Below are 20,533 nucleotides of genomic sequence, written 5' to 3' on the forward strand. Positions count from 1 at the left end.
CTCAAGCTCGGCCCCCTCAGGCGAGGGCGCGCAGGCGCGGCAGCACCTGCTCCGCGTAGAGACGCAGGAACCGGACCTGATCCGTGCCGGGGGCATGGAAGACGAGATGGCGGAAACCGAGCTCGATATAGGGGCGGATGCGCGCCACGTGCTCCTCCGGATCGTCAGAGACGATCCAACGGCTTGCCGCTCGCTCCAGGGGAAGCGCGTCGGCCAGACGCTCCATGTCGAGGGGATCCTCCACGGACATCTTCTCCTCGCCCGTCAGGGCCAGGGCGGCCCAGTGGCGTGTGTCCTGCAGCGCCCGGGCTCGGTCCGTGTCGAAGGAGACCTTCATCTCGATCATCCGATCGACCGCGCTCTCGGGACGTTCGGCCGCGGCAAGGCCTGCCGAAAGGTTGGGCAGAAGCGTCTCGCTGTAGAGCGTCGACGGCTTTCCGGAGGTACAGATGAAGCCATCCGCGACGCGCCCGGCGAATTTGGTGATGAGCGGTCCGGCCCCGGCGATGTAGATCGGCACCGGGATCTCGGGCCGGTCGTAGATCGTGGCGTTGCGGGTCTCGTAGTAGGTGCCGGAGAAGGAGACGCGCTCCTGTGTCCAGAGCTCGCGGATCAGCTCCACGGATTCCTTCAGTCGTGCGAGGCGCTCCTTCGGCTCCGGGAAGGCGAGGCCGGTGGCCGGCGTCTCGTTCAGCGCCTCGCCGGTGCCGATGCCGAGGACGACCCGGCCCGGGAACAGGGATCCGAGCGTTCCGAAGGCATGGGCCACGATGGAGGGATGGTAGCGGAAGGTGGGCGTGAGCACGCTCGTGCCCATGACGATCCGGCTCGTCCGCGCGCCCAGCGCCCCCATCCAGGCGACGGAGAAAGGCGCGTGCCCGTCCGTGTGTCGCCAGGGCTGGAAATGGTCGCTGATGAAGACGGAATCGAAGCCGGAGGCCTCCGCCTCGACGGCGAAGTCGAGGAGCTGGCGCGGCCCGAACTGCTCTGCCGAGGCCTTGTAGCCGAGGGTCAGCATGCGATGTCCTCGCGGATGATCATCTGGCCCGTGGGGTCCATGGCGCAGGTCTGTCCCGGCAGCACCAGGGTGGTGGTGGTCGCTTCCTCGACGAGGGCAGGGCCCGAGACGGTCTGACCGGGACGCAAGCCCTCGCGGCGGTAGACCGGGCTGTCGGCCCAGCCCTGACCATCGAGATACAGGGGCCGGTGCCGATCCGGCACCGGCGGCGTGTGTCTGCGGTCGTCGCTGCGCGGCACGGGCACGGTCTCGACCGGCGCCTCGGCCTGCAGGTGGATCGTGGTCAGCTCGGCGGCGACCCCGGGCAGATCGAAGGTGAACGCCTTCCGGTGGGCGGCATGAAACCGCTCCAGCACCTCGGCCGGCGAGGCGTCGGGCGGGCAATCGAAGGCGACGCTGTGCTCCTGGTTGCGGTAGCGGCCCTCGACGATGGGGGTCAGCACGAGCGCCTTCGCGTCATCGACACCGAAATAGGCCGCCGCCTCCTTCGCCAGCTCGGCGAACAGGACCGGCAGCCGTTCGGTCAGCTCGTCGTCGATGCCGGCGAGGATCATGCGGCGCAGATCGATCCGCGGACGCGCCGCGAGCATCCCCCAGGCCGAGAAGATGCCGGGCTGGGTCGGGATGATGCAGGCGCGCACGCTCATCTCGCGGGCGAGCTTGGCGGCGAGCAGCGGCCCGGCGCCTCCGGAGACGAGGAGGGCGAAGTCCCGCGGGTCGTGGCCGCGCTGGATGCTGATCAGCTTCAGGGCGCTGATCATGGTCTCCTCGGCCACCTCGATGAGGGCCGAGGCCGCTTCCTCCACGCTCATGCCCAGAGGCTCGGCGATCGTGGCCACAGCCCTGCGTGCCGCCTCCAAGTCGAGGGCGATGCGACCCTCGCCGAAGGTGACGGGATCGATCACGCCGGTGACGAGCTTGGCGTCGGTCACGGTCGGCCGGGTGCCGCCGAGCCCGTAGCAGGCGGGGCCTGGATTGGAGCCGGCGCTGTGCGGGCCGACGCGCAGGCGGTTGCCCGCATCGAGCCAGGCGATCGAGCCGCCGCCGGCACCGACCTCGACGATGTCCACCACCGGCACCTGCACGGTGTAGCCGGGGGAGGTGCGTGTCTTCTCCAGCTTGTAATCGGGGGCGAGGCTCGGCTGCCCGCCGCGGATCACCGAGCACTTGGCCGTGGTGCCGCCGACATCGAGATAGATCAGGTCCGGCTCGGCCAGCACCTGCGCGATGCGCGCCGCGCCGGCCACCCCCCCGGCCGGCCCGGATTCGATCAGGGTGAGCGGCGCCCGCGCCGCTTGGTCGAACCGGGCGATGCCGCCGTTCGACTGCATGGCGTAATACGGCCCCTCGAGGCTGCCCTTGGCCAGCGAGCGTTCGAGATTGGCGAAGTAGCGCTGCACGATGGGCTGGACGTAGGCGTTGAGCGCCACGGTGTTGGAGCGCTCGTATTCGCGCCATTGCCGCGAGATCTCGTGGCTGGCGCAGACCGGCACGTCCGGCAGGCATTCGCGAAGGATCTGCGCGCAGCGCTCCTCATGGGCCGGATTCGCGTAGCTGTGCAGGAGAACGATACCGATCGTCTCGACGCCCTGCGCCCTACAAGCATCGGCGCAGGCGCGCACGTCGTCCTCGTTCAGGGGCTCCACTATCTCGCCGGCTGCGTTCAGGCGCTCGCGCACCTCGAAGCGGAGGTGGCGCGGCACGAAGGCGTCGGGGGTCTTCGAGCGCAAATTGTAGAGGTCAGGGCGGGTGCCCCGGCCAATGGCGAGCACGTCGCGGAAGCCGCGGGTGGTCAGCAAAGCCGTGCGCACGCCCTTGCGCTCGGTGATGGCGTTGATGACCGTGGTGCCGCCATGGACGAAGAAGCGCACCTCGGTCGGGTCAAGGCCCTGGTTTTCACCGGCCCGGTCGATGGCGTGCATCACGCCCTGGGACTGGTCATCGGTCGTGGTGAGCACCTTGGCGGTGTAGAGTCGGCCCTCACGCTCGTCGTAGCCGATCAGGTCGGTGAAGGTGCCGCCGACATCGGTCGCGAGACGGATCATGCGTGCAAGGCCTCCGGGGCCGCATCCGAGGGGCCGGTCCGGCCGTAGAGGCGCAGGGCCTCGTCAGAGGTGAGGAAGCCGTCGGCGATGTCCGCGGCAATGGCAGCGCCATCCCGTTCGGCGGCCGGCCCCCAGCCGCCGCCGCCGCCGGTCCGGATGCGCACCACGTCGGCGCGGTTCAGGGGCCGGGGCGGTGAGCGGGTGAGCTCGGTGCTGCCGCCGGCGGGCGAAAGCACCTCAAGCCCGTTGCAGCTTCCGTCAGTGCCGCCCTCCATGCCCCAGGGGGCGGTGCGGGTGCGCCCGATGCCGCAATGGACCTGCGCCCTGTCGCTCAGGATCTCGTAGTCGCGCACGAGCCCGAACCCGCCGCGGAAGCGGCCGGCACCGGCACCGCCGGCCGTGTTGTAGGCGTATTGACGGACGAGGAGCGGGAACTTGGTCTCGATGACCTCGACGGAGTAGTTGTAGGTGTCGCCATCGGTGAGCGCGATCAAGCCGCTGGCGCCGTCCCGGTCGCGGCAGGCACCCCAGCCGCCGTGATGCGGCTCGATATGCACGAAGGGCCGGCCGTCGTCGCCCTCGCCCGCAATGTAGGTCGCGCACAGGCTCGTATAGGACCCCGCGGACATCCGCTCGGGTACGAGACCGGCCACCGCCTTCCAGAGCAATTCGGAGGCATGCACCGAGCCTTCGTAGTACCAGCCGGTGGGCGAGGGCTTCTCGGCGGTGAACAGGGTACCGGCCTCCGCCACGACAGTCAGGGGCCGGAACCAGCCCTCGTTCGAGGGCTCGTGGGGAGCGACCAGCGCCTTGAACACGGTCTTAACAGCGGATTCGAGGGCTCCGCGGGAGCAATTGATCGGCCCGGGCCGGGCGGCGGGGCAGCCGGTATAGTCGACCATCATCGTGTCGCCGAGGATCGTCACGGCGACCTGCGTAACGATGGCGGCATCGGTGGCGCCGTCGCCGTCGATGACGTCCGCGGCGCGGTAGGTGCCGTCGGGGAGGGCAGCGATGGCGGCGCGGCTGCGGACTTCGCTGTCATCGAGCAGCCGCTCGATCGAAGCGCGGGTCACCGGAAGGCCGTAACGCCCGACGATCTCGAGCACCCGCTTCTCCGCCACGCGCAGGGTCGCGACCTGGGCGTTGAGGTCGCCCAGCGCGAGATCCGGCATGCGCACGTTCTCGGTGATGATCCGGACCATCTCCGGGATCAGCACGTCGCCCCGGGCAATCCGGATGCCGGGCAGGCGCAATCCCTCCTGGAACACGGAATTGGCGTCCGGCGGCAGGCTGCCGGGCACCGCGCCGCCGACATCGAGCCAATGGGCGACGTTGACTGCGAAGGCGATCACACGACCTTCGAAGAAGATCGGCCGGACCAAGGCGAGGTCACAGGCATGGGTACCGCCGCTGAAGGGATCGTTCGTGACGAGCATGTCACCGGGCGCCAGATCGTCCCCGAAGCGGCGCATCAGGGAGCGGACCTGCGTCGAGAAGGTGCCGGTGAACAGCGTGATGCCGTTGGCCTGGGCAACGAGCGCGCCATCCGCGTCGCAGATCCCGCAGGCGAAATCCAGAACCTCGTAGATGACCGGGCTCATGCTGGTGCGGGCCATCACGATGGCCATCTCGTCGACGGCCGACAGGAGCTTGCCCTGAATGATCTCGTGGGTCACGGCGGTCAGCTCCGCCGTTCCCCCGGCTCCCGGGGGGGGTATCGACATCCCTGTGTCCTCGTCTCGTGAAGGTTGTCGGGGCTCATCCGCCATCCGTTCGATCCCTCGGGGATGGCGGATGGGGTCATCGCTCAAACGCCGCGCAGACTTGCCGCGACAGCTCTAACCAAGCGGAGGCGGCATTGGTGGGCCGGGGGTCAGGCGCGCCAGGGCCCGCAATTGAACATCGCCTCGGTGTCTTCATAGGCATCCCACAGAAGGATGCGTCCGTCCTTCACCGTGAAGACCCAGGCCCATTTGGCCGTGTATTCCTTGCCGCTGATCCGCGAGGCGGCGACCTCGGTGCCGGTGACCGCGACGTTGTCGCCATCCACCACCCAGACCTTCTGGGTATGCCCGCGGATCTCGAGCGCGGCGGGCATCACCTCGAAATATTCGACGAGCTTGGCCTTGCCGGTCCAGCGGCCGGCCCAGGGGAGGGCGCCGGTGCCGGGCATGTCGATGGCGCCGTCCTCGGCGAAGAGGGCGACCGCCCCGGCACTGTCACCGCTGGCGAGGCAAGCGAGGAAGTCCCGGATGACGCTCTCGGCGGTCTTTTCGGACATGTCGACCTCTGACGGGGAGGAAAACGGCGTGGTGTCGATGCTGGAGGCTAGCAGCGCCGTTCCCGGTGCCGCCAATACCGATGGAAGGGCCGCTCATCGTGCGGCAGCATCATTCGTGCACAGCGTGCGTCGTAAGGGCGGCCGTGGTGACCCCGCCTCCCCGTCGAGCGAGCGGAGGCGCTCTCAGGACTGACGGCGATGGGCCGGGGGGGCGCCGGCCGCAGGCCCCTTGAAGGGCCAGAGGATCTCCCGGTTCCGGCACAGGCCCTCGGGCCGGAAGACCAAAATCGAGAGCATGACCAGGCCGAGCCCCACCTCGGCCGAGTTGGCCGGCAGGTTCGCCCCGAACACGGTCACGTCCGTTTCCAGCCGTCTCAGAACCTCGATCAGGATCGTGAGGGTCAGCGTGCCCAACACCGCGCCGGACAAGGATTGCATACCGCCGACGACGAGCATGGCGAGGGTCACGAAGGCCATGTCGAGGTAGAAGGAGGAGACGGTCAGCATGCCGAGGAACTCGGCCATGATCCCGCCGGCCGCCCCCGCGAGCACAGCGCTGAGCACGAAGGCGATCAGCCGGTGCCGGAAGACCTCGACGCCGGAGGCGGCTGCCGCGACCTGATCGTCGCGGCTGGCCCGGGCGGCGATGCCGGAGCGCGAGCGGGCATAGGCGAAGGCAGCGACCATCGCGGACAACGCCAAGCCGAGGGCGGTGCCGACCGTGGTCACGGTCGGGATGCCGATGATCGCCCGCGGCCCGGCGGTCCAGCTGTCCCAATGCAGGTAGACCGAGTGCACCACGATGAAGAAGGCGAAGGTGCCGATCGAGGCGGCGATGCCGTTGAGCCGCATCAGGGCAAGGCCCGTGACGAGGGCGACGAGGCCCGCGAGCAGGCCGCCCGCCGCCACGGCCATCAGCGGGTGCGGATCCATCGCGAGGAGAAAGCCGGGCAGGCCAGGCATGTACATGGCCCGGTTATCGACGCAGCAGGTCTGCCAGGCGGTCGCGTAGGCGCCGATCACCACGAAGCCGATATGGCCGAAGGAGATCACGCCCGTATTGCCGATGAAGAGATAGAGGCCAAGCACGATGGTGAGGCGGATCAACCCCTCGATGATCGCCTCGTCCAGGGCGCCCGCGCCGAGGACGGCCGCGAGCAGGGTGATGGCAGTGACGAGGCCACTCATCAGCAGGAGCGGCCAGACGCTGCGGAGCATACTCCGGGCCGCAGCGGGAAGCGCGGGACTGGCAGCGGCGGGGGCGGCGACGGGATGGCTCATCAGACGCGCTCCTTCATGGCCGGGGACGCGACGAGCCCCTGCGGCCGCGCGAGCAGAATGACGATGACGAGGGCGAAGACGATGGCGTCGCGGAAACCGCGGATCTCCTCCGGGAGCAAGGCCTGGAGCAACACGCTGGCGACGCCGACGACATAGCCGCCCACCACCGTGCCGAGCAGACTGCCCATGCCGCCGATCACGGTGGAGATGAAGCCGAACAGCATCAGCGGCGTGCCCATCTCGTAGTCGAGCACGCCGGTCTGCACGACGAGGATCAACGCCGAGAAGCCGGCGATGATGCCGCTGAGCGCGAAGGCGGCGCCGATCACGCGGTTTCCGCGCACGCCCAGCATGCGTGCCATCTGGAAGTCCTCCGCCGCGGCGCGCATCTGCAGGCCGAGCGACGTGCGGTTGAGGAAGGCGATCAGGCCGCCGAGGAAGACGACCGTGAGGGCGATCACCAGGAACTGGAGCCGCGGCACGCCGACATTCTCGGTGATCTGCGCGCTCTCCATCAGCCCCGACCACAGCCCCGCGGCTTTGGGCCGGCTGCCGTAGAACATGATCACCACGTTCTGGAGCGTGTAGCCCAGGGCGAAGGAGGCGATCATCAGCGTTGCCGGGGAAGCGTTGCGAAGGCGCCGGAACACCGCCGCTTCCGAAGCCACCGCCAGCAGCGTGACGAGGGCGAGGATGCCGCCCACGAGCAGGGGCGTCGGCAGGGCGCCGATGCCCATCGTCGCCTCCGCCTCGTGCGAGGGCATGACCAGGGCATAGGCCCCGATGGTGATGAAGGCGCCGTAGGCGAAATTCACGAGGCGCAGCACGCCGAAGATGAGGCCGATGCCGAGCGCTGTGAGCGCGTAGAGGCTGCCGAGGCTGAGCGCTGTGATCAGGATCTGGAGCGCGTTGCTCATGCGGCGATCCCTCCGGCTGGAGCGTCGGTGAAGCCGAAATAGGCTTGACGGATGCGGTCGGTGTCGGCCGGGTTCGCGGGCGAGCCCTCTGCCTGAAGCGCGCCGCCGCGCAGCACGTAGATCCGCCCGGCGGCCTCCAGCGCCCGTTCGAGCTTCTGCTCGACGATCAGCAGGGTCAGCCCGTCGCTGCGGTTGAGGTCGAGCAAGGTCTCGTAGACCCGATCCACCACCAGGGGGGCGAGGCCGAGGGACGGCTCGTCGATCACCATCAGGCGCGGCTTGCTCAGGAGGGCGCGGGCGATGACCAGCATCTGCTGCTCGCCGCCGGAGAGCTTGCCGGCAGGCTGGCCGCGGCGCTGCCCGAGCTGGGGAAAGCGCTCCATCAGCGCCGCCATCTCGCGCCGCGCCGCTGCCTTGTCGCGGCGCAGGGACAGGCCGACCAGGAGGTTCTCCTCCACGGTCATGGTGGTGAAGGTATGCCGCCCCTCGCGCACATGGGCGAGGCCGAGCCGGGCGATGTCCTCCGGCGCGCGCCGGTCGATGCGGGTGCCGCCGAACAGGATCCCGCCCTTGGTCGGGGCGAGGATGCCGGAGACGGTGAGCAAAGTGGTGGTCTTGCCGGCCCCGTTCGGGCCGACGATGGCGACCACTTCCCCTTCCGCCACCCGTAGGCTGACGTCGCGCAAAGCGGCGAGGCGGCCGTAATGGACGCTGACCCGGTCGAGCTCAAGCTGCACGGCTGCGCTCCTCTCCGAAATAGGCCCGGACCACGGCCGGGTCGGCGCGCACCGCTTCCGGCGAGCCACGGGCGATGGTGCGGCCGGATTCGAGCACATGGATGCGGTCGCAAACGGTGGTGACGAGGCGGACATTGTGCTCGATCAGAAGTACGCCGCTGCCGACGCGCTTCGGGATCTCCCGGATCAGAGCGATCAGCCGGTCGCATTCGAGGTCGGACATGCCGGCCGCAGGCTCGTCGAGCAGCAGGAACGCCGGGCGTCCGGCCAGCGCGCGGGCGATGCCGACCCGCCGCTCGTCGGCATAGGGCAGCACGCCGGTGGGCAAAGCCGCCGCGTCCGACAGGCCGGTCCAGGCGAGGATCTCCCCGGCCTCCTCCGCGGCCCGCCGGCGCGACAGCCCCGCGGAGAGCCCAGCGAGTTCCACGTTCTCCCGCACGCTCATGCTGTGGAACAGGCGGCCGGCCTGGAAAGTGCGGGAGACGCCGCGCCGGCGCACCCGCTGTGGCGGCAGCCTCTTCAGGGAGACGTCGCCCAGAAGCACGTCGCCGCCGCTAAGGGGCTGAAATCCTGTCACGGCGTTGACGAGGGTGGTCTTGCCAGCCCCGTTGGGGCCGATGAGCCCCAGGATCTCGCCGCCGCTCAAGGTCTCGGAGACATCCTCGATGGCCAGAATGCCCTGAAACGTCACGCAAGCATTGCGTATATGAAGATTTCCAACTTTTGGTTGAATATCCATGGCAGGGCGCGCTCCTCAGACCATGCCGCAAGCTTGCGGCGGTGTGTGGATCGGCGCGGCATTCTTCTTGCTGACGCTCCGGCGGTCCGAGAGAAGGGGTTGCCGCCCGTGGTCATCGAAATCCGCCACGTCAGGGCGTTCCTGGCCGTCGCTTCCGAACTGCATTTCGGACGGGCCGCGAACCAGCTCAACATCGCCCAGCCGGCCCTGAGCCGGACGATCCAGAACCTCGAGGCGATCCTCGGGGTCCAGCTCCTGGAACGCAGCACACGCAGCGTGCAACTGACGCCGGCCGGCCAGCTCTTCCGTGACCAGTTCGGCAAGCTGATGCGGCAGATGAAGGACGCCGTGCAGGCCACCCAACGCATGGGTCGGGGCGAGACTGGTCTCCTCTCGGTCGCCTACGCCGATGCCGCCCTGTGCGGGCCGATGCCGGAGATCATCCGCCGCTTCCGCCGGGACAACCCGAACGCCAAGCTGGAACTCACGCAGGGCAGCCCCGAAACGGTGCTGCAACTGCTCGCGGACCGCCGGATCGATTGCGGGTTCCTGCCGGGCCCGGTGCGCGACGTCCGGCTCGACGCCCGCTGCATCCATTCCGATCTGCCAGTCGTGGTGATGCCGGTCTCGCACCGCCTGTCCCTGAAGACCAAGCTCACCCTGGCGGACCTCGCCCGCGAGCGCTTCGTGACCTGCGGCGGCGAGGGCTGGGAGAACCTTCAGCGCCTGTGCCTGAAGGCCGGCTTCCTGCCGCAGCTCCACCAGGAGGTGCCGCACCAGGATGCGCTGCTGGCCTTCGTGGCGGCGGAGGCGGGCATCGGTGTCTGCCCAGCCGGCGTGCAGATGAGCGCGCGCAGCGGCGTCGTGATACGGCCCCTGGTGGAGACTCCCCTCAGCTTCGATCTGCATTGTGCCTGGCATCGGGAGAACACCTCTCGGATCGTGGTCGATTTCGCCGCTCTGGTGGCGCGCTTCGCAGCGGGCCAGGGATCAGAGCCGGCGGCGATGGGCCGCGTGCATGCCGGCACGGCGTCATGAGGAGACCTCTGCCGGAAGGATGTGGAGGAGACCGGCCTCGTCGATGAACAGGCGCTGGCCGGGCAGGACGAGGGTGGTGGTCGAGGCCTCCTCGACAAGGGCAGGCCCGGCGCATTCGAGAGCGACCGGCAGGAGGTCGCGGGTGAAGACGCGGACCTTCTGCCAGCCCTGATCCGGGATCTCGACGAGGCGTTCCCCCTGCAGCGCCGCTTCCATGGATTGCGATCCGCGGCGGGGATGGGTCAGAGGCGGGCGCACCGCCTCGACGGAAGCGGACAGCCGGTAGGCCACGAATTCGACCGGGTGGCCATCGAGCTCGAAGGTGAAGGCGCGTTCATGCGCCTCCGCGAATCGCCGGGTGAGGTCCGCGGGCCGGTCCTCAGCGGAATCGAGCCGCAGGGTCAGGCAATGCTGCTGGCCGACATAGCGCAGATCGACCCGGTACTCGAAGAACAGCTCCGAGACGGCGATCTCCGGCAGGCCGGCGAAGGCGTCCCGCGCCTCCGCTTCCAGTGTGGCGAAGATGCCCGGCAGGAGGGCGGCATCCACCGTCTCGGCGGCCCGAGGCAGGGTGCGCACGAAATCGCGCCGCGGCTGGGTGACCAGCATGCCGAAGGCGGAGGCGTAGCCCGGATGGCGCGGGACGATGATCTCGCGCACGCCAAGCTCCTGGCCGAGGCGGGCGGCATGGAGGGGGCCGCAGCCGCCCGCGACCAGCATCACGAAGTCCCGCGGGTCATGGCCTCGCTGGACCGAGACGAGCTTCAGGGCATTGATGACCGCCGCCTCGCCGACCCGGAGCATGGCGCCCGCTACCGCCTCGGCGTCGAGCCCCAGCGGACGCCCGAGTGTCTCCATCGCCGCGCGGGCGACACCCATGTCGAGGGTCAGGCGGCCATCGGCGAAGTAGTCCGCACGGATCCGGCTCGCCACGAGGTTGGCGTCGGTGAGGGTCGGCTCACTGCCGCCCCGGCCGTAGCAGGCCGGCCCCGGATCCGCTCCGGCGCTGCGCGGCCCAACCCGGAGGCTGCCGCCCTCGTCGATCCAGCCCACGGAGCCGCCGCCGACGGGGATCTCCACCACGTCGACCACCGGGACCTTGACCGGATAGCCCGGGCATTCGCGCGAGCGGCCGATCCAATACTGGCCGGTGATGCGCGGTTGGTAGGCATCGATGATGGAGCATTTGGCGGTGGTGCCGCCGACATCCAGATAGAGGATCTTGCCCTCGCCGCAGGCCTCACCGAGATAGGCCGCGCCGTTGATCCCCGCAGAGGGGCCCGCCTCCAGCAGGCTCACCGGATGCCGGATCGCATCGGCGAAGCTCGCGATGCCGCCATTCGACTGGAGCGCGAAGAGCGGGCAGCGGAAGCCACGCTCCTTGAGCGCCCGCTCGACGCCTTCCAATTGCCGCCGCACCACCGGCTGGAGATAGGCGTTGAACACGGCAGTGCTGGACCGCTCGTATTCGCCCCATTCCCGGCAGATCTCGTGGGAGGCGGTGACCGCGATGCCGGGGCAGAGGTCCCGCAGGCGGGCGGCGGCCTGGGCCTCGTGGCGGGGCGCGGCGTAGCTGTGCAGGAACTGGATCGCGATCGCCTCGACCCCCTCCTCGCGGCAGCGCCGGGCAACTTGATCGACATCGTCGAGGTCGAGGGGCGTCACCGTCGCGCCCCGGGCGTCGAGGCGCTCGCGTACCTCGAAGCAGAGGGCGCGGGGCACAAAGGGCCGCGGCTTCCGGTAGCGGAAATTGTAGAGGTCGGGCCGGTTGCCCCGGTCCGTCTCCAGCACGTCGCGGAAGCCGGCGGTGGTGACGAGGGCTGTGCGCGCGCCGGTGCGCTCCAGGATGGCGTTGATCGCCACTGTACTGCCGAAGGCGAAGTAGCTGACCTCCTCGGGGCGGACCGCGAGCCGGTCGATGACGTCAAGGAGGCTCGCCACGAAGTCGCTGGCACGGGTGAGCGCCTTGGCGGTGCGGAGCGTTCCGCTCGCCTCATCGAGATAGACGGCATCGGTGAAGGTGCCGCCCATGTCGACCGTCAGCGGTCCCATCGGCTGCCTCCCCGGTTGCGCAGGGCGGCGGTCGCTTCGAGGTCGATGGCGACCGGGCTGCCGTCCCTCCCCGGGATCAGGGCGACACCGTAGACGTCGCGGGCGGTCTCGGGGTCGATATAGCCGTTGCGCAGGTCTTCCAGCACCGCGGCGGGGCTGCGGCCGAGCGGGTCGCCATAGCCGCCGCCGCTGCCGGTCACGACCCGGATTCGGTCCCCGGCCCTCAGGCGGCGGAAGGGGATGCGGGCGCCGCGCTCGACGGTGCCGCCGCTCTCGACCTGGACGTGGTTGAGACCGCCGGGCTCCCCGCCCTCCAGGCCCCAGGGCTCCGTGCGGGAGCGGCCGAAGCTGCTGTAGAAGAAGATCCCGTCGGCCAGGATCTCGTATTCGCGCAGGATGCCGAGGCCGCCGCGATGGCGCCCGGCCCCCGCCGCGCCACCGGGCGCGAGGCCGTAACGGGTGATCCGGATCGGATGCTCGGCCTCGAACAGCTCGACGGAATGGCTGAAGGTGTCGCCGTCTGCCGGCGCGATCAGGGCGCTCGCCCCATCCGCGCCCGACGCGCCGCCCCAGCCCCCGACATGGGGCTCCACCAGCACGAAGTCGGATTCGCCATCCGCTTTCCGGCCGCCGAGATAGGTGACGCAGAGGCTGGTGTAATTGCCTGCGCTCAGGCGCTCGGGCACGCCCTGCGCCAGCGCCTTCCAGACGAGGTCGATTGCCTGCGCCGCCGTCTCGTAGCACCAGCCGGTCGGGGCCGGGTGGGTGGCGGTGAACACTGTGCCCTCGGGCGCGATCACGGTAAGCGGGCGGAACCAGCCGTCATTGGCCGGCGTCTCCGGCCGCACCACGGCGAGCAGCGCCGTCTTAGCCGCGGCCTCCAGCACGGCGCGGGTGCAATTGATCGGGGCCGCGCGCTGGAGGGCGGACCCGGTGAAGTCGACACGGATCTCGTCGCCGGAGATCGTGATCTTCACCTGGATCGGCAGGCGCTCGTCCTCGTTGCCGTCGCCGTCGATCCAATCCCGGCCCGGGTAAGTCCCGTTGGGCAGCCGCCGGATCGCGGCACGGCTCAGGGCTTCGCCGACATCGAGGACCCGGGCGAAGCTCGCTCGCAATCGCTCGGCACCGTAGCCCTCGCAGAGTTCGCGCAGGCGTAGATCCCCGAGCCGCACCACGGCGAGCTGCGCGGAAAGGTCGGCCACCGTCATCTCCGGCAGGCGGACATTGCCGGCGATCATCTCGATGAGGTCGTCCTGGCGGACGCCCTCGCGCACGATCCGCAGAGCCGGGATGCGCAGGCCCTCCTGGAAGATGTCGGAGGCGTCCGGCGACAGGCTGCCCGCGACCTTGCCGCCGAGCTCGTTGCAATGCGCAGTCACCGTGACGAAGCAGACGAGTTCGCCCTCGAAGAACAGCGGCTTCACCAAGGTGATGTCGGCGGTGTGGGTGTTGCCGCCGTAAGGATCGTTGCTGATGAAGACGTCGCCCGAGCGGATGGTGCCGGCGAACTTCTTCCGGATCGCCGCGAGCTGGCAGGAGATGGTGCCGGTCAGGATGGTGATGCCATTGGTCTGTGCGACGAGGCGCCCCTCCGCGTCGCAGACCGAGCAGGCGAAATCGAGCACCTCGTTGATGACCGGGCTGAGGCTCGTCCGCACTAGGACGGTGGCCATCTCGTCGACCACCGCGTTGAGCTTGCCGCCCAGGATGTCGGTGTCGATCTGCCGGATCACGTCGGTCGGGTGGGACGGGGCGCGCCGGGCGGGCGTCCCGACCCGAGGAGGAGAGGCGCCCCCCGTCAACACGCGCAAGTGGGGGCGGTCGCCGCGCTGATCCGCGCTCATGGTGGACGCACTCCCTCCGTGCCTAAGGCGCGAGGACCGGGCCGGCCACCGCGGGACGATCCGATTTGCGGGCACGGAGGCGCTCGCGTCCAATGCCGTTCGGGTCATGATCCCGCGGGACCGATGCCGATCGCGCTCAGTTCTTCATCAGAACCGCTTTCTCGACGGGGCCGGCGGTCCAGTAGCCCTGGAACTTCGGCTGCCCCTTCTCCACGCAGATCATCGCGTAGCGGGCCTTGGACTGGATGTGCAGGGCAGTGTTGAAGCCGCGGGGCCCCAGAATAGTCGGTTCGTCCTGCATGGCCTCGAGCTGGGCCACCACCGGCTTGGTGTCCGTGCTACCGGCCCGCTCCACCGCCTTCGCCCAGAGCTCGACGAGGGCGTAGCCCGTCAGCGGATACGCCGTGGCGGGCGCCCCGGCCTGGGCCTTGTACTTGTCGATGAAGCTCGCCAGCGCCGGCTCCGGCGCATCACCGTAGATCGAGCCGAAGGCACTCACGCAGAGGTTCGACAGGTCCGGCACTGCCGAGAGCCAGTAGGTCCCGTCCATGGCGATGCCGGAGACGATCGGCGTGTCGATGCCGGCTGCCCGCAGTTGGCGGACAGCACTGGCCCCGCCCGGGGTGAAGGTGCAGAGGGCGATCACGTCTGGCTTCTCGCCGAGCGCCTTGATTCGGTTGATCTGCACGGCGATCGAGGGGTCGGCGTTCTGGAAGGTGTCGGTCCCAACGAGCTTGGCCCCCTCCAAGAGCGGCCACTCGTGCTTGAAGCCGGCGCATTCGGACTTGCTGTAGGCGATGGTGTCGTCGGTCAGCACGTAGGCTTTGCGGAAGCCACGCTTTTCATAGGCCCAGGTCGCGAGCGCGATGCCGCCCAGCGGCGCCGCGTTGCCGCCCGAGAAGGAGAACTTGCCGATGCCGTCGACGCCGGCCTTCGGGTCGCCGGCGCAGAGGAAGAACGAGATCTTGCCCGCGGCCTGGGCCTTGAGGGCAGCCGGGCCGCCGACATCGAAGTCGCAATCCACTACGACCAAGTCGGCCCCCTTGCCGATCACCTCCTGGGCGGCCTTGGTACCCTGGATCTGGTCGGTCTTCACATCCGCCTCGACGGTGCGGATCTTTCGGCCGAGCAGGCCGCCCGCCGCGTTGATCTCGTCGATCTTGATCTTGGCGGCCACCATCGGCGGCACGCTGTAGGCCTGCATCCAGCCGCTCTTCGAGACGGCGAAGCCGACCACGATGTCGGGGGGCGCGGCCTGGGGGGCGCTCAGCGGAGGCAGAAGGCAAGCGGCCAGGGCGAGGCCGCGCGCGAAAAGACGCGTTGAAAGCATCGGAGGACTCCTGGAGGTCGGACAGGCGACGGGAGTGCCCGGCAAGCGCCGGCATCGGACCGTGCGGGAGTCTTCCGGGGCACGGACGAACTCTAGGCGGCCCGGAAAAGACGCGACCAATACCGCTTCAGCACGGCCGGAAGCGCAGCGATCATCAATCGTTCGGGTCTCCGCCTCTGATGCCGGACACGCATCAGAAGCGGCACCGTCGGTATTGGGCGGCGCTCGGCCGCCCCGATAGGCTCACCGCCAGAGCTCGACCGACCTCCGCAGCGGGAGCAGCCCTTGGACTTCTTGACCGTAACCAGCAAGGGCGAGGCGCTCGCGCTTCTCGACCGTTTCGGCGACGCCGCCGCGGTGATGGGCGGCGGGACCATCATCGCGCCCCGCCTGCGCCGCTGCGGGGGCGGGGCGGAGACGGTGATCCATGTCGGACGCGCGCCGGATCTCGCGGGCCTCAGCCCGGACTGGATCGGAGCGGCCGTGACGCTCCGCCAACTCGCCGAGGCGCCCCAGCTCGCAGCCTATGACGGCCTGCGCCGGGCCGCCGCCCTGAGCGGCAGTTGGCAGATCCAGGGCGTCGGCACCATTGGAGGCAACCTTTGCGACGCGGCGCCCTATGCCGACCTTGTGCCGCCGCTGCTCGTGCACGGCGCCACCGTCACGCTGGAGAGCCTGCGGGAGGGCAGCCGCATCCTGCCGCTCGCGGACTTCCTACTCGGCCCGCATCGTGTCGCCCGTGGAGCCCACGAGATGTTGACCGGCGTGAGCCTCGAGGCACGGCCGGCGCGGACGGCGGATGCCTTCGTGAAGGTGACGCGCCGGGGCGGGATGGAGTTCTCGACCGTGTCGCTCGCGATCCGCCTGAGCCTCGCAGAGGACGGGGAAACCGTCGAGGAAGCACGCATCGCCGTCGGCGCGATGGCGCCGCTGCCATTCCGGGCCGAGGCCGCGGAGGGGCTCCTGCGCGGGCAGCGCCTCTCGGACACCCTGCTCGCGGAAGCCGGACAGGCCGCCCTGATCCCCGCTGCACCGCAGACGGATGTGCGCGCCAGCGCCGAATACCGCCGCGCCGTGCTGCCACGCCTCCTCGCCCGAGCCCTGCGCGACGGCGCCAGGGCGGCGGCGGCCTGCCCCCCCGGACCTCCGCCATGCCGCCTGCCATGACCGACGTCGCCGCCACCATCAACGGACGAGAGGAGATCCTCCCGGTCGCCCCCCTGGAGAGTCTGCTCGACGCCCTGCGTCACCGCCTCTTCCTCACGGGCGCCAAGGGCGGCTGCCACGAGGGCGTCTGCGGCGCCTGCACCGTGCTGGTCGACGGCGTGCCCGTAAACAGCTGCCTCTACCCCGCCGAGGCGGTGGCCGGCCACCATGTCGAGACGGTGGAGGGATTGACGGATCTGGTCGCCCGCGCCGTGCAGGAGAGCATGGTCGCCGCGGGCGCGGTCCAGTGCGGCTACTGCACCCCCGGCTTCGTCGTCATGCTGACCAGCCTGCTGCGGGCCGAGCCCGCGCCAGACGAGGATCGGATCCGGCGGGCCCTGATGGGCAATCTCTGCCGCTGCACCGGCTACGCGCAGATCGTCGACGCGGCGCTCGCCGCCGCCCGCCGGCTCCAGGGAGCGCCCGATGGAAACCTTTGACGGCGCCTATGCGCGCCCCGACGCCTTCGGCAAGGTCGCGGGCGAGACGATCTACGCCGCCGACTATGCAGAGCCCGGCATGCTGCACGGCGTGCTGCTGCGCGCGCCCGTCGCGGCCGGGCGGATCGTCCGGCTCGATCTCGGCCGCGCCCGGGGCATGCCCGGCGTGCGGGCCGTGGTCAGCGCCGCGGACGTGCCGCCGGTGCTCGCCGGCTGGATCATCCGCGACACGCCGATGTTCGCCTCCGACGTGGTGCGCTACATCGGCGAGCCGATCGCGGCGGTCGCCGCCGACACCCTGGACCAGGCCCGCCGGGCCGTCGACGCGATCCTCCTCGAGATCGAGCCGGTGCCCGTGCTCGCCTCGATGGAATCGGCGCTCGCCGAGGGCGCGGGCCCGATCCATCCGGACCTGTCCCGCTACGTCCTCGCCGACCAGGAGGGCACACCCTATCCCCGCTACGGCAACGTGGCCGCCGAATCCGCGACGCTGGAGAATCCCCGCTTCGTCGAGGAGGCCTTCGCCGCCGCGGCCCTGGTCGTGGAGGATGAGTTCCGCACCCAGCGGCAATATCAGGGCTATCTGGAGCCGAAGGGCGCCGTCGGGATCTTCCGCGAGGGGCGGATCACCGTCCATTCGGGCACGCAATGGCCCTACAACATCCGCGCCCGGCTCTGTCAGTACTTCGCCATGCCGACTGCACGGGTGCGGGTGATCGGCCATCCCTATGGCGGGGGCTTCGGCGGCAAGCTCGACACCAGCGTGGAGCCGCACGCGGTCGCCTTGTCGCGGGCCGCCGGCGGCCGGGCGGTGAAGATCCTGAACACCCGGGCCGAGGATATCACCTGCGCGACCGCGCGGGAGGGTACCATCGTGCGCCTGCGCTCGGCCCTCGACGCGGAGGGCAACATCATTGCCCGCGACGCCGACTGCCTGATGGACAACGGCGCCTATACCGGCGAGACGGCCTTCCTCGCCTGCTTCCCCTTCTACTTCGCGGCGATGAGCTACAGGGTCGGCCGACTGCGAGCCCGCTCCCGGCTCGTCTACACCAACACCCCGCCGACTGCGGCCATGCGGGGAGTGACGGGCGTGCCGATGTACGCCGCCCTCGAAACCCACATGGACCACATCGCCGACAAGCTCGGCGTCGACCGACGCGAATACCGCCTGCGCCACCATTTCAAGGACGGCGACAAGCTCCCGAACGGCCAAGTCCTTCACGACGCCTCGATCCTGCGCCAACAATTCGCCGCGGTGGAGGAAGTGGCGCCCTGGGACGCCTACGAACGCAAGCCCTGGCGCGGGCGCGCCATCGCCCCGGCCCTGTGGCTGGTAAACCCGCTGCCGGGCTCGGCGACGGCGAAGCTCCAGGAGGACGGCTCGGTGGTGCTGCTCACTGGCGCCAACGAGAACGGCACCGGCAGCGTCGCGGTCGGCCTGCGCCAGATCGTGGCGCAGGAGCTCGGCATCGCGCCCGACGCCGTGGTGATCCCCGATCCGGACACCGATATCGGCGGCTTCGACGGTGGCTCCCAGGGCAGCCGCACCCTGCAGGTCGCGGGCAATGCGGCGCTCGCCGCGGCGCGGGAGTTGAAGGGCCGGATCCTCGAGACCGCCGCGCCGATGCTTCAGGCCTCAGCCGACGCGCTGGAGATGACGGAGGGCTTCGTGCGGGTGCGGGCCCAACCGGGCCGGCGCGTTGCCCTCGCCACCGTGGGGGCGGCCTCGACTTTCGGTCTCGGCACGCTGGCCGGCAGCGGCCGCAGCGCCCTGCCGCCGGTCCCCTACAACCCGAGCTGCGCCAGCGGCCTGCTCTTCGCCTATTTCGCGAGCCCGACCTACCATGTCCACTACATCGAGGTGGCCGTGGACCCGGTGCTCGGCACGGTTACGATCGAGCGCTACGTCGTGGCCCAGGAGGTCGGCAAGGTCGTCAACCTCACGAGCCTGCGCGGCCAGATCCAGGGCGGGGTGGCCCAAGGGCTCGGCTTCGGCCTCTGTGAGAGCCTGCGCATCGACGACGAGGGAAGGACGTTGGAAGCGAGCCTGGGCAGCTACCGCCTGCCGCTCGCGATCAACACCCCGCGGGTCGAGTCGATCCTGACCGAGCACCCCTCTGCCGATGGCCCATTCGGCGCCAAGGGCTCGGCCGAGCCGCCGATCCTGCTGCCGGCAGCCCTGGTCGCCTGCGCCGTCTCCGACGCGATCGGCCGGCCGATCCGCAAGATCCCGGTGACGCCAGAGGACGTGCTGGCCGCCATTATGGACGGCGAGCGCGAGACCGCGACGTCCTGATCCTTCCGGGCGTCCCCCCGCCCTCATCCCAGGAGCATCGAAGCCCATGGCCGGACCGAAGCGCGATGTCGGCGTCTTCCTCCTCGGCGATCTGCCGCCGAATCGCATCGCCGAGATGGCCCAGCGGGTCGAGGCGGCCGGATTCACCGAGATCTGGATTGCCGAGGACTATTTCATGCTCTCGGCCTTCGCGACCTCGGGCATCGCGCTCCAGGCCACAGAGTCGATCCGCGTCGGCATCGGCGCCATCGCCAACCGCGTCCGCCATCCGGCGGTGGCGGCGATGGAGGCGAGCACGTTGGCCGGCGCCTTCCCGGGTCGTTTCCGGGATCTCGGCCTCGGCCACGGCGTCCCCGCCTGGATGCGCCAGATGGACCTGTTCCCGAAATCCGTCCTGACCTCGATGTCCGAGGCCGTCCACGGCATCAAGCGCTTGGCCAAGGGCGAGACCCTGACGGAGAAGGGCGACTACTACAGTTTCGACAAGGTCAGCCTTACTCATAAGGCTCCGGACCTGCGGGTGCTCACCGCGGTGGTCGGCCCGAAATCGGTCGATCTCACCGCCCGGATCGCGGACGGCCTGCAGATCTCGGTGCTGGCCGGCCCGCGTTACGTGAAGCAGGTGGCCGAGCGGGTCGCCGCCCTGCGGAAGGCCGAGGGCCTCTCGCCCGACTTCCAGATCGTCACCTACGCGCTGGCCTGCATCGATCCGGATTCGGCGCAGGCGCGGCGCAAGATGCGCAAGTTCGCCGCCTTCTACCTGCACGCCATGGGACCGACGCAGCTCACCGAAGTCTACGGCGTCAACGAGCGTCTGAGCGCCATGCTGGATGAGGGTGGCGCCGAGGCGGTGGAGCGCGACATGCCCGACGAGTGGCTCGACTGGATCGGCATCGCCGGCTCGCCCGAGGAGGCAACGGCCTCCATGCAGGCCCTGTTCGAGGCAGGCTCGACCTCCGTCGTGCTCTGCATCGTGCCGAGCGAGGAACTGCCCGAGCAGCTCGATCTGATCGGCAAGGACGTGCTGCCGAAGCTCGCCTGACCCTCGAGCATAGAAAACGGGACAGGCCCATCCGCGCCCGGCCCGCTCTCCGTCAGCGACCGGGCGTCATCGCAAAAGCGGGTTCCGATGCGCGCTCGAGGTGAGTGTGGGGGGATCTCAGCGCTGGCGGCGACGGACGCTGACGACATTGTCGTCGTCGCGCTTGGCCGGCAATGCGTTGAGGACGGTATTTTGGATGCCGTGTGCGTCGAGGCCGGCCTCGGCGTACATCTTCTCGGGCTTGTCGTGGTCCTGGTA

The 20,533-nt window shown here is 69.8% G+C and carries 16 protein-coding genes; 5 read left to right on the plus strand and 11 right to left on the minus strand.

All coding sequences use genetic code 11. The features are described from left to right. Positions 1-16: 16 nt before the first annotated feature. The 8 genes from fgd to MFF21_RS22725 all read right to left on the minus strand — a co-directional run bounded on the left by fgd (position 17) and on the right by MFF21_RS22725 (position 8,973). Entirely contained in the window at positions 17-1,018 is a 1,002-nt protein-coding gene (gene fgd, locus MFF21_RS22690; protein WP_238314654.1) for a glucose-6-phosphate dehydrogenase (coenzyme-F420), read from the minus strand. Continuing rightward, positions 1,012-3,063, minus strand: coding sequence for a hydantoinase/oxoprolinase family protein (locus MFF21_RS22695; protein WP_238314657.1), 2,052 nt, complete (start codon positions 3,061-3,063; stop codon positions 1,012-1,014). Before MFF21_RS22695 ends, fgd begins: the two co-directional genes overlap by 7 nt. Continuing rightward, positions 3,060-4,790 (minus strand): hydantoinase B/oxoprolinase family protein, encoded by a 1,731-nt coding sequence (locus MFF21_RS22700; RefSeq protein WP_238314659.1) that lies wholly within the window; start codon positions 4,788-4,790, stop codon positions 3,060-3,062. The genes MFF21_RS22695 and MFF21_RS22700 overlap by 4 nt, the downstream gene beginning before the upstream one ends. Before the next feature lie 149 nt (positions 4,791-4,939). Further along, on the minus strand, positions 4,940-5,347 hold the full coding sequence (locus tag MFF21_RS22705) for a nuclear transport factor 2 family protein (RefSeq protein ID WP_238314661.1): 408 nt from the start codon (positions 5,345-5,347) through the stop codon (positions 4,940-4,942). Positions 5,348-5,530: 183 nt separating this feature from the next. Continuing rightward, positions 5,531-6,628 (minus strand): branched-chain amino acid ABC transporter permease, encoded by a 1,098-nt coding sequence (locus MFF21_RS22710; protein WP_238314663.1) that lies wholly within the window; start codon positions 6,626-6,628, stop codon positions 5,531-5,533. After that, positions 6,628-7,545: a branched-chain amino acid ABC transporter permease gene (locus MFF21_RS22715; RefSeq protein ID WP_238314665.1), complete on the minus strand. Its 918-nt coding sequence runs from the start codon at positions 7,543-7,545 to the stop codon at positions 6,628-6,630. The genes MFF21_RS22710 and MFF21_RS22715 overlap by 1 nt, the downstream gene beginning before the upstream one ends. Continuing rightward, positions 7,542-8,282: an ABC transporter ATP-binding protein gene (locus tag MFF21_RS22720; RefSeq protein ID WP_238314667.1), complete on the minus strand. Its 741-nt coding sequence runs from the start codon at positions 8,280-8,282 to the stop codon at positions 7,542-7,544. Before MFF21_RS22720 ends, MFF21_RS22715 begins: the two co-directional genes overlap by 4 nt. Beyond that, on the minus strand, positions 8,272-8,973 hold the full coding sequence (locus tag MFF21_RS22725) for an ABC transporter ATP-binding protein (RefSeq protein WP_238314669.1): 702 nt from the start codon (positions 8,971-8,973) through the stop codon (positions 8,272-8,274). Before MFF21_RS22725 ends, MFF21_RS22720 begins: the two co-directional genes overlap by 11 nt. A gap of 156 nt (positions 8,974-9,129) precedes the next feature. On the opposite strand from MFF21_RS22725, the gene MFF21_RS22730 reads away from it, so the two are divergent. Further along, positions 9,130-10,059, plus strand: a complete 930-nt coding sequence (locus MFF21_RS22730) for a LysR substrate-binding domain-containing protein (RefSeq protein WP_238314671.1) — start codon at positions 9,130-9,132, stop codon at positions 10,057-10,059. Here the strand turns inward: MFF21_RS22730 and MFF21_RS22735 are convergent. From MFF21_RS22735 to MFF21_RS22745, 3 genes are all read right to left on the minus strand, one after another. After that, positions 10,054-12,111, minus strand: coding sequence for a hydantoinase/oxoprolinase family protein (locus tag MFF21_RS22735; RefSeq protein ID WP_238314673.1), 2,058 nt, complete (start codon positions 12,109-12,111; stop codon positions 10,054-10,056). The two genes, MFF21_RS22730 and MFF21_RS22735, sit on opposite strands and share 6 nt — an antisense overlap. Then, positions 12,099-13,958: a hydantoinase B/oxoprolinase family protein gene (locus MFF21_RS22740; protein WP_238314675.1), complete on the minus strand. Its 1,860-nt coding sequence runs from the start codon at positions 13,956-13,958 to the stop codon at positions 12,099-12,101. Before MFF21_RS22740 ends, MFF21_RS22735 begins: the two co-directional genes overlap by 13 nt. A gap of 136 nt (positions 13,959-14,094) precedes the next feature. Then, a complete protein-coding gene (locus MFF21_RS22745) occupies positions 14,095-15,288 on the minus strand; it encodes an ABC transporter substrate-binding protein (RefSeq protein WP_238314677.1) in 1,194 nt (397 codons plus the stop codon). A 285-nt stretch (positions 15,289-15,573) separates the two neighbouring features. Here MFF21_RS22745 and MFF21_RS22750 point away from each other — a divergent pair, with 285 nt between their 5' ends. From MFF21_RS22750 to MFF21_RS22765, 4 genes are read left to right on the plus strand one after another with little or no spacing between them, the layout of a single operon-like run. Next, on the plus strand, positions 15,574-16,455 hold the full coding sequence (locus MFF21_RS22750; protein WP_238314693.1) for an FAD binding domain-containing protein: 882 nt from the start codon (positions 15,574-15,576) through the stop codon (positions 16,453-16,455). Continuing rightward, positions 16,440-16,934, plus strand: coding sequence for a (2Fe-2S)-binding protein (locus tag MFF21_RS22755; RefSeq protein WP_238314695.1), 495 nt, complete (start codon positions 16,440-16,442; stop codon positions 16,932-16,934). The genes MFF21_RS22750 and MFF21_RS22755 overlap by 16 nt, the downstream gene beginning before the upstream one ends. Continuing rightward, complete coding sequence (locus MFF21_RS22760; protein WP_238314697.1) at positions 16,921-19,233, plus strand: xanthine dehydrogenase family protein molybdopterin-binding subunit; 2,313 nt, start codon at positions 16,921-16,923, stop codon at positions 19,231-19,233. The genes MFF21_RS22755 and MFF21_RS22760 overlap by 14 nt, the downstream gene beginning before the upstream one ends. Before the next feature lie 46 nt (positions 19,234-19,279). Continuing rightward, a complete protein-coding gene (locus MFF21_RS22765; protein WP_238314698.1) occupies positions 19,280-20,275 on the plus strand; it encodes an LLM class flavin-dependent oxidoreductase in 996 nt (331 codons plus the stop codon). Positions 20,276-20,533: the final 258 nt, after the last annotated feature.

This window comes from Methylobacterium organophilum (assembly GCF_022179465.1).
In the GTDB taxonomy this organism is placed as follows: domain Bacteria; phylum Pseudomonadota; class Alphaproteobacteria; order Rhizobiales; family Beijerinckiaceae; genus Methylobacterium; species Methylobacterium organophilum.

Excerpts from the sequence above, each read along its gene's own strand:
- fgd (WP_238314654.1), bottom strand. The coding sequence starts at position 1,018 with ATGCTGACCCTCGGCTACAAGGCCTCGGCAGAGCAGTTCGGGCCGCGC.
- MFF21_RS22695 (WP_238314657.1), bottom strand. The coding sequence starts at position 3,063 with ATGATCCGTCTCGCGACCGATGTCGGCGGCACCTTCACCGACCTGATC.
- MFF21_RS22700 (WP_238314659.1), bottom strand. The coding sequence starts at position 4,790 with ATGTCGATACCCCCCCCGGGAGCCGGGGGAACGGCGGAGCTGACCGCC.
- MFF21_RS22705 (WP_238314661.1), bottom strand. The coding sequence starts at position 5,347 with ATGTCCGAAAAGACCGCCGAGAGCGTCATCCGGGACTTCCTCGCTTGC.
- MFF21_RS22710 (WP_238314663.1), bottom strand. The coding sequence starts at position 6,628 with ATGAGCCATCCCGTCGCCGCCCCCGCCGCTGCCAGTCCCGCGCTTCCC.
- MFF21_RS22715 (WP_238314665.1), bottom strand. The coding sequence starts at position 7,545 with ATGAGCAACGCGCTCCAGATCCTGATCACAGCGCTCAGCCTCGGCAGC.
- MFF21_RS22735 (WP_238314673.1), bottom strand. The coding sequence starts at position 12,111 with ATGGGACCGCTGACGGTCGACATGGGCGGCACCTTCACCGATGCCGTC.
- MFF21_RS22740 (WP_238314675.1), bottom strand. The coding sequence starts at position 13,958 with ATGAGCGCGGATCAGCGCGGCGACCGCCCCCACTTGCGCGTGTTGACG.
- MFF21_RS22745 (WP_238314677.1), bottom strand. The coding sequence starts at position 15,288 with ATGCTTTCAACGCGTCTTTTCGCGCGCGGCCTCGCCCTGGCCGCTTGC.
- MFF21_RS22755 (WP_238314695.1), top strand. The coding sequence starts at position 16,440 with ATGCCGCCTGCCATGACCGACGTCGCCGCCACCATCAACGGACGAGAG.
- MFF21_RS22760 (WP_238314697.1), top strand. The coding sequence starts at position 16,921 with ATGGAAACCTTTGACGGCGCCTATGCGCGCCCCGACGCCTTCGGCAAG.
- MFF21_RS22765 (WP_238314698.1), top strand. The coding sequence starts at position 19,280 with ATGGCCGGACCGAAGCGCGATGTCGGCGTCTTCCTCCTCGGCGATCTG.